The sequence below is a fragment of the Amycolatopsis sp. NPDC006125 genome (assembly GCF_040614195.1).
GTDB classification, from domain to species: domain Bacteria; phylum Actinomycetota; class Actinomycetes; order Mycobacteriales; family Pseudonocardiaceae; genus Amycolatopsis_E; species Amycolatopsis_E tucumanensis.
In genome coordinates this window covers 1-12,502 of the sequence record NZ_JBEXTZ010000073.1, presented here as the reverse complement: position 1 = coordinate 12,502, position 12,502 = coordinate 1, and the positions used below count along the sequence as shown (strand labels likewise).

The following is a 12,502-nucleotide window of genomic DNA, read 5'->3' as shown; positions in this document are numbered from 1 at the left end:
GTAAGGCGATGAACGAAGACGTGGTCAGAGCCGGCGCGAGCGGCCTGAACTGGTTGCTCGAAGACCTGGTGAAGCGACTGGCCGGGGCCGAGCGGGCGGTCGCGCTGTCCGCCGACGGCCTGCTGCTGGGCCGCTCCGCGAGCCTGGACCGGGAGAACGGCGAACACCTCGCCGCGATGGCGTCGGCGTTCCGCAGCCTGGCACGCGGGGTCGGCACCCAGTTCGACAAGGGACTGGTCCAGCAGACCGTCGTCGAACTCGAGTACGGCTACCTCGTGGTCACCGAGGCGGGCGAGGGCGCGTGCCTCGCGTTGCTGGCTTCGGAGAACGCCGACCTCGGCATGATCGCCTACGAGATGAACGTGATCGTGCAACAGGTCGGCGACACCATGGCGGCGAGCCCGAGGGGGATGCTGACGGAGATGCCGGTTCCGCACACGCCATGAAACACGCGGGGGACGACGAGTCGTTCGAGTTCGACCCCGGGCCGCTCATCCGCCCGTTCGCGGTGACCCGCGGGCGGGCCGGGAAGGACCTGCACGAACTCGACATCATCACGTTGGTGGTGGCTGTCCGCCCCGAGGCGGACGTCGCCGCGCTGGACCGGGAGTACGGGGAGATCCTGCGCATGTGCCAACGCCGGCCGCTCTCGATCGCCGAGATCTCGGCCCAGATGGGCCTGTTGCTGGCCGCGGTGAAGGTGCTCGTCAGTGACCTCATCAGTTCCGGTCACCTCATTTTCCGGTCGCCGCCTCCGCCCACCACGGGCAGGCCCGACATCAAACTTCTGCAGGCGGTGCTCGATGGCGTTCGAAAACTCTGACGGAAGCGCCGGCTCCCCGGAACTGACCGGGGTGCGGGCGGTCAAGCTCCTCATCGCCGGCGGGTTCGGGGTCGGCAAGACGACCCTGGTCACCGCGGTGAGCGAGATCAAACCCCTGCGCACCGAGGAGCGGTTGTCCGCGATCGGCATCGGGGTCGACGACCTGACCGGTGTCGAGCGCAAGACCACGACCACCGTGGCGCTGGACTTCGGCCGCATCACGATCAACCCGGAAGTGGTGCTCTACCTGTTCGGGACACCGGGGCAGGACCGCTTCTGGTTCATGTGGAAGGAACTCTCGGTCGGCGCGCTCGGCGCCGTCGTGCTGGTCGACACCCGGCGCATCGAGGACTCCTTCGGGGCCATCGACTTCTTCGAGTCGCGCGGGATCCCGTTCATCGCGGCGGTGAACTGCTTCGACGGAGCGGAGATCTACGACGAGGAGGAGGTGCGCCAGGCGCTCGACCTCGACGACCACGTGCCGGTGCAGCTGTGCGACGTGCGCGACCGCGAGTCCAGCAAGCGGATCCTGGTGCGCCTGCTGGAACACCTGATGACCGTCGCGAGGGCGGAGGTGGCGGCCGGGACCTGGTGACACGGCGGGAATCGGCGCCGGCACCCCGCGGGGTGCCGGCGCCGTTCGTCATCGGGTGGCGTTTTCGTCCACGCGAGCGAGGACCTCGACCACGCCGCGGTCGCCGTCGACGCGGATCCGCTGTCCGTCCCGGATGCGGCGGCTGCCGTCCTCGGTCCCGCACACGCACGGCAGGCCCAGTTCCCTGGCGACGATCGGGCCGTGGCTGAGCAGACCGCCGAAGTCGGTCACCACGGCCCCGGCGACCAGGAACAGGGAAACCCAGCTGGGATCGGTGGTCTCGCAGACGAGGATGTCGCCGTCGTCCAGTTCGGTGGCCGCCGGGTCGCGCACTACCCTGGCGCGCCCTTCGACGACGCCGCCGCTGGCCGCCACACCGGTGATCGTGGTGCCCACCGGGGCGTCCGACGCGGCGTCGCCGCCGATCTCGATCAGCTCGGGCATCCCGGCCCACGCCTGGGGGAGGCGGTAGCGCAACCGGTCCTCGTACTGGGCGCGCCGGTGCCGCACCAGGTCGCGGCGGTCGATGGCGTCACCGGAGACCACCTCGTCGAAGGTGAGGTGGAAGACGTCGGCGGCGTCGTCCAGGAGTCCCCGCTCGACCAGGTCCGCCCCGATCCGGCGGGCCGCGGCGCGGGCGACGTCGAAGGTGAGCAGGTAGCCGGCCTTGCCCTGTTCGCGCAGTGCGAGGAAGCGGGCGGAGAGGTTGGTCAGCAGCGTGATCGATCGGCGCTGGAACGGCGACACCGCCTTCTTGAGCTCCTCCGCGGCCGCGTGCCGGATGCGGGTCTGTTCGGCGGCGCGGTTGCGGGGGGCCCGCGGGTCGTCTTCGGCCACCGCGCGGTAGTCGTCGAGGCGGGCCAGGATCGGTGCCGGGTCCTCTCGCCACGAGGTGCTGTGCAGCTGGCCCTCGTGCGGGCCGTGGTAGCCGTGCCGGTCCAGGAAGGTCTCGAGGTCGAGCCGCTCGTGGGCGAGCAGCCACAGGTCCTGGGCGACCTCGTTCTCGTCCGAGCCGACACCGGACAGCAGCCGGGATTCCAGGCCGGGCACGTCCGCGGCGGCGACCATGGCGGCCAGCCGGTCGGCCAGGCCCGAGCTGACGAAGGCCACCAGCAGGTGCAGGATCATGATCCGCTCGAAGCGTTCCCTGGCGTCCCGCAGGATCGCCAGGCTGTCGTCCACGGACCCGCCGGGGATCGTGGGCAGGGTCGCGAGGCGCCACTCGCGGAGCTCGGCGAACATGCGGTCGTGCTTCTTGGGCAGGGTGATGACGGCGCGGGGCGCTTTCACCGCGATGATCGGGTACCGGCGCATCGAGTTCTCGTCGACGGTGCCTTCCCGGACGTAACCGAACAGTTGTTGTTCGATGGCGGTCGCCGAGGTGCCCGGGATGACGCTCGCGACGGCGCGGAACTGGTTGATGTTGGCCGCCGCGCGTCCGGCGAAGGCGGTCCAGAACTGGTCCTCGATGCGCTCGGGCACGGCCAGCGCGGCCTTCCCGAACACGCCCATGCCGCGGAACATCTTGCGGAACGCCAGCTCCATCGGGCGGTGGATGAAGGTGAAGCCGAGCGCCGTGGAGACGCCGGGGAAGGCTTCGGCGACGTTACCGGTGGTCCAGGTCACGCCGGGATCGCAGGCCGCGTTGTCGAGCGGGTCGGATCCTGGTGTGGGAGGAAGCATGAGCGACACCAATCATCGTTTGGTTTAGGTGGGACCGAGGGATCTTAGACCCGCTCCGGGTGGCCGCATAAGGTTGTCGCTGAGCCAAAATTCGCTGCGCGGATGGGCTACGGCAAGAACCTCGCAACGCACGGTTAACGCCGGTATGACGCAGCGCGATCGGTCCTGGTCAGCGGCGTTATCACCCGGACGGGTACCGAGCCGCGTTGGCTTATAGTCACGAGGTGGTGAGACCCAAGGTTCCGTTGATCTCGAAGCGAAGGGCGCTGGAGGCCGCGCTCGAGATCGTCGACGACGGCGGGCTCGAAGCGCTGAGCATCCGGCGCCTCGCGGCCGCGCTGGGAGTCAACGGCGCCTCGCTGTACCACCACTTCAAGAGCAAGGAGGACATCCTCCTCGGCGTCGCGGAGCTGGTCCTCGAGGAGGTGCGCGACACCGGGGAACCCGACGCGTCGTGGCGGGAGTGGCTGCCGGACAACGCTCGCACCCTGCGCCGCGTGCTGCTCGCCCATCCCGCGCTGCTGCCGGTCATCGTCGCGTCGCGGTCGCACGGGTTCGGCGCGCACCTGCTCGACACCTCCGCCGCCCGGCTCATGCGCGAGGGTGTGCCCAGCGCGGTGGTGATGCCACTGCTCGACGCGCTCGCGGCGTTCGCCGTCAGCAGCGCTCTGCACGAGACCCGCGCCGGCGGGCCGGGCCCGAGCGCCGGGGAGTACCCGGCGCTGGCGAAAGCCGAGGCCGATCGGGGTTTGAGCGCGGACCAGATATACGACCTCGTCGTCACGAGCATCCTGCAGGCCATCGACACCGCGGTCGAGCAGCAGCGCGCCCGGTGGATGAGCTCGATCCCGGTTCCCGTCGACGAACCGCGGTAGCGCGGCGGTCCTTCGTGGACGCATGCCGGCACGTCAGGCGCTCGGCGTCGTCGCGTAGCGGGCGGTTCCGGCCATCCAGTGCATCAGCCCGGAGGCCAGTGCCCGCACGCCGTCCGCGTACCGGGCCGCCGGATCCGGCAGGGCGGCCGCCGCGTCGCACAGGAAGTCCAGGGTGAGCAGTTCGGCGTTGACCAGCTCGACGATCTTGGTCAGTGCCTCGTCCTCGGTCAGGCCCTCGTGCGTCGTCAGCACCACCGCGAGGTTGGCGCCGGTGCCGTGCGCGGCTTCCCGCTGGTACGAGAACAGGTCGTTGGCCCACGTGCTCGCGTTGCTCAGCCGCAGCGCCAGGTCGGTGATCTCCGGGCGGCACGACAGGGCCTCCGGTAGCCAGGCTTCGTTCGCCAGTTCGACGAGCGCCGCGGCGTAGAACATCCCGCCGTTGTAGTGGCGCGAGGTCACGTACCGCGCCGTCGTCGGCACCGCGCTCGCCGCCCGGAGCGCGCGTTCCTCCATGCTCGTTTCCAGGTAGGCCAGGTGGATCCGCGCGGCCCGGTCCAGCCAGTGTCCCGGTGCCACCGCACGGGTTTCGGTCCACAGCGAGTCGAGGAGCGACGCCAGCGGCTCGGCCGCCACCGCGGCCGGGTCGGCCTTGTCGTTGAGGATGCCGGCGATGAGCCCGACGACGTGAGCGGCTTGGTCGTCCTGGTCGGGGCCCCAGATCTCGTCGAGGAAGTCGTCCAGGCAGGACATGTGGGTCAGCAGCCGCCCGGCCAGCCACAGTCCGGGGTAGCCGGCGTCGGGCCACATCCGCGCATGTTCTTCGGCGCCTTGGTGGCGGAGGAACTGTCTGGTGAGGCGGTCCGCGTCCGGGTAACGGGAAAACACGCCCTGTTCGACGAACCACCGCTCGGTGTCGACGACGAGCCGGTCGAAATGGGGATTCCGGCGGGCGGGAAACGGGCATCTGATCACGACGCCCGAATCCGGTGCCTGCTCCCCGGGCCAGTGCACCGCAGGAGTCCATTGGGTAGCCATCACAGTGAGAATCCCGTCCGTCCCCGGGCATCCACCGGGATGCCGGTGTTCGATGGAAGTGGCCGAAATGGCCTACAGGGCGGTGTGAGCGTTTCCGTCGGCGCCGAATCCGATCTTCCGACCATAGCGGCAGCCGGTGAGTCGATCAACCTCCTGTTCATGTCGTCCACTTAGGACTGGACGGCGCAATTCCGGCGGACGCAGGTACGTCTTCGGCCGGCGGGAGCAACCGGCGGGCCTCCCCGGAACCCGGTGCGCGTCACTGGTACAAAGGCACGGCGTTTTCCGCGCGGAGATCGGGGGTTCTGGATGCGCGTGCTGATGACGTGCCAGCCGTTCTACTCGCACCTCGTGCCGGTGCTGGTGCCTGCGGCGAAGGCGTTGCAACGCGCCGGGCACGAGGTGGCTGTCGCCACGGCGCCGGCCATGGCGCCCCACCTCGCCCGCGCCGGGATCGAGCACCTGCCGCTGCCGAACGTGCTGACCCTGACCGAACTGGTGGCCGATCCCGCCGCGGTGCCGGAAGGTGACGTGCGGGGCGCGTCCAGCACGCTCACGATCGCCTTCGCCGGTTCGCTGGCGGGCACCTTCGCGCGGGACGTCCTGGCGGTGGCCGCGTCCTGGAAGCCCGACGTGCTGGTGCGGGAGTGCAAGGAGTTCGGCGGCTACCTCGCCGCCGAGAAGCTGGGGCTGCCGCAGGCGGTCCTGGACACTTCTCCTTTCTCGGCGCTGAACCTGCCGCTGGTCCGGGACGCGCTGAACGGTCAGCGGGCCGAGTTCGGACTGGACACCGTCGACGAGCCGGGACACCCGGAGGGCTTCCTGCTCGCCGGGGTGGTGCCGGCCGCGTGGTACCCGGAGGAGCTGCGGGTGTCCTCGGCGCGCTACTACCGGCCGGATCCGCCTGCGGGCCCGCTCGACGCGTCGTTGTTGGATCTGCCCGACGACCGGCCACTGGTCGTCGCGGGGCTGGGCAGTGTGGCGCGGACCTTCGTGCGGGAGACGCCCGCGGTGCTGGAGACGATGGTCGCCGCGTTGGGTGATTTGCCGTGCACCGCGGTGGTCGCGCTGGGCGCCGAGCCCGGCGAGTGGACCGGTCCGAGGCCCGGCAACGTGCGGCTGATGTCGTTTGTGCCGCAACCGCTGCTGCTGGAGTCCGCGGATCTGATCGTTACGCACGGCGGTTTCGGCAGTGTCGCCGAGGCGATCCGCACCGGGACCCCGATGGTGCTCCTACCGATGTTCTCGGACCAGTCCCACAACGCGGAGCGCTCGGCGGCACTGGGCCTTGGCATCCGGCTCGACGTCGGTTCCCTCACCCCGGAGTCCTTGACCGAGAGTTGCGCGCAGGTTTTGAGAGCCCCGTACCCCCACCGCGCCGCGGCGATGTCCAGGCAGTCCCGCGCCTGCCCCGGCTTCGACCAACTAGCCGAGGACGTGGCGGCACTGGGGTGACTGTGCGCCATCGGCGGCACGGGGAGTGCACCGGTGCGGGCCTCGCCGTGCTCGTCGACACGCACGCGCTCCCGACGAGCAAAGCCGGCGATCTCCTCGGGCACTTGCGCGTGTCCCAACCACAGACGAGGTGAGGCCAAACGGAACAGTAGAAACACAGGAAGATCAACAAAGAAAACCCCAGGCCCTAGGACCTGGGGTGACTGTGCGCCATCAGGGACTCGAACCCCGAACCCGCTGATTAAGAGTCAGCTGCTCTGCCAGTTGAGCTAATGGCGCTTGCTCCGGCCGCCTGGTCTCCCTGGCGACGAAGAAAAGATTAGCACGCCTCCGAGGGCCCCTTCACGGAGGGTCCCCAATCACGTTTTGGCAGGTCTGGCCCCTGTGGGCGCGAAGATCGGGCAGACTGGGAGCAGGAGAACGAAGCGGGCGATCTTCACCTGATTGGGGGCATGATGCGGCGTTCGGTGGTGGCGGGCAGATGGGCTTGCCTGGTGCTCGCGGCTGGGCTGCTGGCCGGCTGCACGACGGAGCCGGCTGGTGGCGGGCAGGGGGCGCCTGCGTCGCAGTCGGCCGAAGCCGCCCGTCAGGCGTCGCTCGCGGTGGTGCCCTCGTCGGGCGCCGCTGACGTGGCGCCGGGGGAACCCGTTTCGGTGAAGGTTGCCGACGGCAAGTTGACCGAGGTCACGCTGCGCAACCCCGAGGGTGAGGCCGTGCCCGGCGCGCTGTCGGCGGATGGTTCGTCGTGGGAGTTCGCGGACGGGCTCGGCTACGGCAAGCAGTACACGTTGACCGCCGTGGCGGTGGGCGCCGACGGCAAGCAGGTGACGTCGACCTCGACGTTCACCACCGTCGCGAAGCCGCGGAAGACCATCTCCGTCTCGTTGAACATGCAGGACGGGGAGACGGTCGGGGTCGGGATGCCGTTGATCTTCACCTTCAACTCGAAGGTGGCGGACCGGGCGGCGGCGGAGCGGGCGGTGAAGGTGGTGACGGAGCCGGTCACCGAGGGCGCGTTCCGTTGGATGAGTGACAGCCAGCTGATCTGGCGGCCGAAGGACTACTGGGTGCCGGGCACGAAGATCTCGGTGGACGCCGCGATCTACGGGAAGTCGCTGGGCGGCGGGGCGTACGGGCTGGAGGACCGTGCGGCGAAGATCACGGTGGGCGACCGGGTGGAGGTGCTCGCCGATGGTGGTTCGCACCAGGCGAAGGTGTTGGTGAACGGCGCCGAGGTGCGGTCGATGCCGATCTCGATGGGCAAGCCTGGGAACACCACGCCGGTGGGGACGTACACGGTGATGAGCGAGCACGTGGGCTACACGATGGATTCGGGCACGTACGGCGTTCCCGCGGACACGCCTGGTGGTTACCGGACGTTCGTGCAGTACGCGGTGCGTTTGTCGAACAGCGGGATCTTCTACCACTCGGCGCCGTGGTCGGTGGGTTCGCAGGGGCGGCGGAACGTGAGCCACGGCTGCATCAACTTGTCGACCGAGAACGCGAAGTGGCTGATGGACCTGTCGAAGAAGGGCGACCTGTTCACGGTCTCCAACAGCGGAGGCCAGCCCCTGGAACCCACCGACGGCTGGTCAGTCTGGCAACTCCCCTGGTCAGCCTGGACAACCCCCACAACAAGCTGACAGCCCAACCCAGGCCCCAGCCCCGCAAGCCAGCGACAGCGGGGCTGGGCCCACCCCCCCACGCAAGGCGACCTAACGAGACAAGGTGCGGAGGGTCACCAATCCCCACGAGGTCGCGCAGCGACCGAGTAGGGGCACGCTGGTCCCCACCCTTCGTGCCCAGCGCTCGTCAGGGTGAGGAGCTCGCACCGTGGGGGCCCGGGGGCTCGGCCCCCGGACGAAATGACGAACCCCACCCGGCGAGGCCGCGAAGCGACCGAGCAGGGTGGGGCCATTGGGGTGAGTGACGGGACTTGAACCCGCGACTTCCTGGACCACAACCAGGTGCTCTACCAGCTGAGCTACACCCACCATGTGGGGCGTCTTGCGATCGCCACCAGCCGGGATATCGTAGCGTGCCCGTCGCGGGGGCCTCGCGGGGGGTCAGTTGCTGTGTTTGCGCTGCACTTCGGCGGCCGCGGCGCGGGCGTCGTCGCTGCTGGGCCCTGGCATGGGCACGAACGCGGTGCGCCGGTAGTAGTCGAGTTCGCTGATGGATTCCTTGATGTCGGCGAGGGCCCGGTGGGCGAGGCCTTTCTCGGGCTTGGCGTAGTAGACGCGCGGGTACCAGCGGCGGACGAGTTCCTTGACCGAGGACACGTCGACCATGCGGTAGTGCAGGTGCGCGTCGAGGGCGGGCATGTCGCGGGCGATGAAGCCGCGGTCGGTGGCGATCGAGTTGCCTGCGAGTGGCGCGCTGTTGGGTTCGGGGACGTGGGCCCGGATGTAGTCGAGGACGCGTTGTTCGGCTTCCTCGAGGGTGGTGACGGAGCGGCGGACCTCGTCGGTGAGCCCGGATTTGGCGTGCATTTCGCGCACGACGTCGGGCATGCCGGCGAGGGTGTCGTCATCGGCGTGGATGACGATGTCGAGGCCGTCGCCGAGGATGTTGAGGTCGGCGTCGGTCACCAGGGCGGCGATTTCGATCAGGGCGTCCTTCGCGAGGTCCAGCCCTGTCATTTCGCAGTCGATCCAGACAAGACGGTCGGTCACCGGGAAACCCTAACGCGGGCCGCGCGCGGGGACCGCCCGGCACAGCGGAACGGGCCGCCCCGACCGCGGCCCGTTTCCGGTGTGTCAGTTGTTCTCGATCTGCTGGATGATCGTTTTGGCGTCGTTGATGGGGATGGCGAAGCCGATGCCGACCGATCCGGCGGAGGTCGACGAGGGGCTGTAGAGGGCGGAGTTGATGCCGATGACCTCGCCGTTCATGTCGACGAGCGGGCCGCCGGAGTTGCCCTGGTTGATGGACGCGTCGGTTTGGATGGCGGTGTAGCTGGGGCTGTCGCTGCTGGTGTCGGCGGTCTGTCCGAAGGGGGTGTCCGGTTCGCCGCTGGAGATGTCGGAGAGGTCGCGGTTGAGGGCGCTGACGATGCCCGAGGTGACGGTGTTCTGCAGGCCGCCGGGTGAGCCGATGGCGACGACTTCTTCGCCGACCTGCACCTTGCTGGAGTCGCCGAGGGTGGCGGCGGTGAGGCCGCTGGCGCCCTCAGCCTGCAGGACGGCGATGTCGGCCTTGGTGTCGGCGCCGACGACGCTGGCCTGGTACTTGGTGCCGTCGGAGAGGGTGATGGTGACGTCGCCCACGGCGTCGGACACGACGTGCGCGTTGGTGAGGATCTTGCCGTCGGAGCTGAGGATGACCCCGGAGCCGATGGCCTCGCCCTGGCGGGTGGTGACGTTGACCTGCACGACGCTGGGCAGCACCTTCGCGGCGACGGCGCTGACGTCGGTGTTCGTGGTGCTGGACACCGTGGTGGCGGAGGCGGCCGAGCTGGTCGGCGATCCGCTGTCGAGGCCCACGATGGCGGCTCCGCTGGCGCCGCCGATGACCGCCACGGCGAGGGTGCTGGCGGTGACGAGCGCGGCGACGCGCTTCTTCTTGGGCCGCGGGGGCGTGAGCACCGGCGCGGCCGCGACCGGCTGCTGGTAGTAGGGGTGGCTGTAGGTCGGCGGGACTCCGCCGGCCTGGCTCGCCCGGAACTCGTTCTCGTTCATGTCCATGAGGTTCGTCCCCGTTCTTGTGAGAATCCTGTGGAGTAACCCAGAAATCCCCTGAGAAGAATTTCCTGAGAGTTCTCAGTCGCGGATCCGTTTCGGCAGGGCGGGCCAGGCGCGGCCGGGGGACAGGTGGCGGGCGAGGCGCGCCCAGCGCTGCGGCGTGACGGTGCCCGCGGGCTCCGCCGGCTGGATTCCCACGTGGCGCAGGGCGCGCCGGTCGAACAGCAGCTGCGCCGGCGCGGTGGGGCGGCGGTAGGCGGTGGACAGCACCGTCCACAGTGCTCGTTCGGCCGATCGGGGGAAGTCGTTGCGGCGGATCGCCAGGTGCGCGGAGTCGACGCGGGGTGGCGGGGAGAAGTGCCGCGCGCCGACCCGGGACACCAGTTCGAGGTCGAAACGGGCGGCCCACCACGCTTGTTCGAGCCGGCTGGGCACGCTGGCGCAGATTCGTTTGGCGAAGCCCCATTCGACGAGCAGTGCCGCGCGGTGGAGCGTCGTGTGGCCGGTGAGGACGCGGCGGAGGATGGTGGTCGACAGCGCGTACGGGATGTTGGCCACGAGGTGGAACCGCCGTCGCGGCAAGGGAATGTCGCGGACGTCGGCGTGCACGACGCGAACGTTCGGTCGATCATCGAATCGGGTGGTCAAGCGGCGCACGAAGTGTTCATCTCGCTCGACAGCGAGAACACGTGCGCCGGTGGCGGCGAGGTGGCGGGTGAGGGCGCCCTGGCCGGCGCCGATCTCCAGGACGAGATCGTCGCCGCCGATGGCGCAGGACTGGACGAGCTGTGCGGCGATCGCCGGTGTGGCAAGGAAATGCACGCCGGCGGACCGCGCGGCACGAGGTGCCGAGGGCATGGGTACTCCACGTCATGAGAGCGGGCAGGAGCTCATGACGCAGCGACTGGCGTTGTGGTGGCTGGAAAAGCCGAGGTGTGCGAGGCAGCCGCTGCGTTAGGCGCGCCGCAAGCGGGCGAACGCCACGCAGGACTGCAACAAGGTACCCATGGCTCCACCGTAGCGGGGCCGGCAACTGCTTTTTCCGGAATTGTCGGTGGGTCCCGCTACCGTCGTCCCATCATCGTCCGACCGAAGGAGAGCAACGATGACGAGCAGTGTGACGGGCACCGTCGAGATCGCCGTGCCGGGGCCGTTCGATCTCACGGCGGCGGCCGGTTTTCTGGAGGGGTTCGCGCCCGCGTCGCGACCGGATGCGGCGGAGGAGCCGGGCACGCTCCGGTTCGCCTTCCCGTTGCCGGGCGGGTGGGTGCACACCGGGGTGCGGGTGCGGCAACGAGCGCCCGGATCGGTCGAAGTGTCAGTGGTGGCGGGGGAAGCCGATGTCGCCGAGGCCGCGCGGCACGTGGCGCGGATCCTGTCGCTCGACGTGGACGGCTCCGGTTTCGCCGCGGTCGGCGAGCGTGATCCGGTGGTGGGTGCGTTACAGGCGCGGTATCCCGGGTTGCGGCCGGTGTTGTTCACGTCGCCGTACGAGGCCGCCTGCTGGGCGATCATCGGGCAGCGGATCCGGTTCACGCAGGCGGCTCTGTTCAAGCAACGGATCGCCGAACTGCACGGCAGGCAGCTGGATGTGGATGGGCGTCCGTTGTGGTCGTTCCCGGCGCCGGCGGAGTTGCTGGAGATGCCCGCGCCGCCGTGGCTGCCGGAGATCAAAGTGGACCGTCTGCGCGTGGTCGCCGAGGCCGCGCTGACCGGCGTCCTCGACCCGGCTGCCCTGCGCGCCGCGGACCCGGCAGACGCCCTGGAGACGTTGCGGGCCTTGCCCGGCATCGGAGCGTTCTCGGCGCAGCTGATCCTGATCCGCGGTGCCGGGCACCCGGACGTCTTCCCCGCCGACGAGCGGTACCTGCTGGAGGAGATGCGCCACGCCTACATCCGCCCCGCTGCGACGCCCGCGGAACTGACCTCGATCGCCGACGCGTGGGCCCCGTACCGCAGCTGGGCGGCCCTGCTGTTCCGCGTGGCCCGCGACCGCCGCCCGAAACCCACAGCAGTGACGACGAAGGAGGTGCCGACGCAAGCCGCCTGAGCCCGGCCGCCCTCCCCGCGCCAGCCCTCACCCAGCCCCGCCCGACAGCGGGCGCCCGCTTCCGGCGGTCTGGGTGGGTCACTGAGCCTTGCCGTTGCCGTTGCCGTTGCCGTTGCCGTTGCCGTTGCCACGCTTCGGTGCCCGGTGCCCGGTGCCCGGTGCCCGGTGCCCGGTTCCCGGTGCCCGTGCCCGTGCCCGTGCCCGGTGCCGCTGGCGTTGGCGCTGCCGTTGGCGCTGGCGTTGGCGCTGGCGTTGGCGCTGCCGCCGGCGTTGGCGCTGCCGCCGGCGTTGGCGCTGCCGCCG

Annotated in this window: 12 protein-coding genes and 2 tRNA genes; 7 read left to right on the top strand and 7 right to left on the bottom strand. The window is 69.9% G+C overall.

Translation table 11 applies throughout. From position 1 onward, the window contains the following. Positions 1 to 8 precede the first annotated feature (8 nt). From ABZ193_RS30315 to ABZ193_RS30305, 3 genes are read left to right on the top strand one after another with little or no spacing between them, the layout of a single operon-like run. Positions 9 to 446: a roadblock/LC7 domain-containing protein gene (locus tag ABZ193_RS30315; RefSeq protein ID WP_354712392.1), complete on the top strand. Its 438-nt coding sequence runs from the start codon at positions 9 to 11 to the stop codon at positions 444 to 446. Then, positions 443 to 823, top strand: coding sequence for a DUF742 domain-containing protein (locus ABZ193_RS30310; protein WP_020420236.1), 381 nt, complete (start codon positions 443 to 445; stop codon positions 821 to 823). The genes ABZ193_RS30315 and ABZ193_RS30310 overlap by 4 nt, the downstream gene beginning before the upstream one ends. After that, positions 804 to 1,418 carry an ATP/GTP-binding protein gene (locus ABZ193_RS30305; RefSeq protein WP_354712391.1) on the top strand — a complete coding sequence of 205 codons (615 nt, stop codon included), beginning with the start codon at positions 804 to 806 and terminating at the stop codon, positions 1,416 to 1,418. Before ABZ193_RS30310 ends, ABZ193_RS30305 begins: the two co-directional genes overlap by 20 nt. A 48-nt stretch (positions 1,419 to 1,466) precedes the next feature. Here the strand turns inward: ABZ193_RS30305 and ABZ193_RS30300 are convergent, their stop codons facing one another. Then, positions 1,467 to 3,044 (bottom strand): PEP-utilizing enzyme, encoded by a 1,578-nt coding sequence (locus ABZ193_RS30300; protein ID WP_354712390.1) that lies wholly within the window; start codon positions 3,042 to 3,044, stop codon positions 1,467 to 1,469. Between the two features lie 281 nt (positions 3,045 to 3,325). Here ABZ193_RS30300 and ABZ193_RS30295 point away from each other — a divergent pair, with 281 nt between their 5' ends. Beyond that, complete coding sequence (locus ABZ193_RS30295) at positions 3,326 to 3,976, top strand: TetR family transcriptional regulator (protein WP_039791729.1); 651 nt, start codon at positions 3,326 to 3,328, stop codon at positions 3,974 to 3,976. A gap of 33 nt (positions 3,977 to 4,009) precedes the next feature. Here the strand turns inward: ABZ193_RS30295 and ABZ193_RS30290 are convergent, their stop codons facing one another. Next, the gene (locus ABZ193_RS30290) at positions 4,010 to 4,783 is read right to left on the bottom strand and encodes a terpene synthase family protein (protein ID WP_354712389.1); all 774 of its coding nucleotides are present in this window, start codon (positions 4,781 to 4,783) and stop codon (positions 4,010 to 4,012) included. A 537-nt stretch (positions 4,784 to 5,320) separates the two neighbouring features. Between ABZ193_RS30290 and ABZ193_RS30285 the strand changes: the two genes are divergently transcribed. Continuing rightward, positions 5,321 to 6,466 (top strand): glycosyltransferase, encoded by a 1,146-nt coding sequence (locus tag ABZ193_RS30285; protein WP_354712388.1) that lies wholly within the window; start codon positions 5,321 to 5,323, stop codon positions 6,464 to 6,466. 206 nt (positions 6,467 to 6,672) lie between these two features. Here ABZ193_RS30285 and ABZ193_RS30280 read toward each other — a convergent pair. Next, positions 6,673 to 6,745, bottom strand: a tRNA-Lys gene (locus ABZ193_RS30280). A gap of 173 nt (positions 6,746 to 6,918) precedes the next feature. Between ABZ193_RS30280 and ABZ193_RS30275 the strand changes: the two genes are divergently transcribed. Further along, positions 6,919 to 8,109: an Ig-like domain-containing protein gene (locus ABZ193_RS30275; protein ID WP_354712387.1), complete on the top strand. Its 1,191-nt coding sequence runs from the start codon at positions 6,919 to 6,921 to the stop codon at positions 8,107 to 8,109. A 275-nt stretch (positions 8,110 to 8,384) separates the two neighbouring features. Here the strand turns inward: ABZ193_RS30275 and ABZ193_RS30270 are convergent. The 4 genes from ABZ193_RS30270 to ABZ193_RS30255 all read right to left on the bottom strand — a co-directional run bounded on the left by ABZ193_RS30270 (position 8,385) and on the right by ABZ193_RS30255 (position 11,007). After that, positions 8,385 to 8,460: transfer RNA gene (locus ABZ193_RS30270), tRNA-His, on the bottom strand. Between the two features lie 72 nt (positions 8,461 to 8,532). After that, positions 8,533 to 9,141: an oligoribonuclease gene (gene orn / locus ABZ193_RS30265; RefSeq protein WP_084506149.1), complete on the bottom strand. Its 609-nt coding sequence runs from the start codon at positions 9,139 to 9,141 to the stop codon at positions 8,533 to 8,535. A gap of 84 nt (positions 9,142 to 9,225) precedes the next feature. Beyond that, entirely contained in the window at positions 9,226 to 10,152 is a 927-nt protein-coding gene (locus tag ABZ193_RS30260; RefSeq protein WP_354712386.1) for a trypsin-like peptidase domain-containing protein, read from the bottom strand. Between the two features lie 75 nt (positions 10,153 to 10,227). Further along, entirely contained in the window at positions 10,228 to 11,007 is a 780-nt protein-coding gene (locus ABZ193_RS30255; RefSeq protein WP_354712385.1) for an rRNA adenine N(6)-methyltransferase family protein, read from the bottom strand. A 247-nt stretch (positions 11,008 to 11,254) separates the two neighbouring features. Between ABZ193_RS30255 and ABZ193_RS30250 the strand changes: the two genes are divergently transcribed. Further along, the gene (locus tag ABZ193_RS30250) at positions 11,255 to 12,199 is read left to right on the top strand and encodes a DNA-3-methyladenine glycosylase 2 family protein (protein ID WP_354712384.1); all 945 of its coding nucleotides are present in this window, start codon (positions 11,255 to 11,257) and stop codon (positions 12,197 to 12,199) included. The last annotated feature ends 303 nt before the right edge of the window (positions 12,200 to 12,502 follow it).

What these genes read in the sequence shown, in the direction of transcription:
- ABZ193_RS30305 (WP_354712391.1), top strand. Translation starts at nt 804, where the DNA reads ATGGCGTTCGAAAACTCTGACGGAAGCGCCGGCTCCCCGGAACTGACC.
- ABZ193_RS30260 (WP_354712386.1), bottom strand. Translation starts at nt 10,152, where the DNA reads ATGGACATGAACGAGAACGAGTTCCGGGCGAGCCAGGCCGGCGGAGTC.
- ABZ193_RS30315 (WP_354712392.1), top strand. Translation starts at nt 9, where the DNA reads ATGAACGAAGACGTGGTCAGAGCCGGCGCGAGCGGCCTGAACTGGTTG.
- ABZ193_RS30250 (WP_354712384.1), top strand. Translation starts at nt 11,255, where the DNA reads ATGACGAGCAGTGTGACGGGCACCGTCGAGATCGCCGTGCCGGGGCCG.
- ABZ193_RS30275 (WP_354712387.1), top strand. Translation starts at nt 6,919, where the DNA reads ATGATGCGGCGTTCGGTGGTGGCGGGCAGATGGGCTTGCCTGGTGCTC.
- ABZ193_RS30255 (WP_354712385.1), bottom strand. Translation starts at nt 11,007, where the DNA reads ATGCCCTCGGCACCTCGTGCCGCGCGGTCCGCCGGCGTGCATTTCCTT.
- ABZ193_RS30290 (WP_354712389.1), bottom strand. Translation starts at nt 4,783, where the DNA reads ATGTGGCCCGACGCCGGCTACCCCGGACTGTGGCTGGCCGGGCGGCTG.
- ABZ193_RS30310 (WP_020420236.1), top strand. Translation starts at nt 443, where the DNA reads ATGAAACACGCGGGGGACGACGAGTCGTTCGAGTTCGACCCCGGGCCG.
- ABZ193_RS30285 (WP_354712388.1), top strand. Translation starts at nt 5,321, where the DNA reads ATGCGCGTGCTGATGACGTGCCAGCCGTTCTACTCGCACCTCGTGCCG.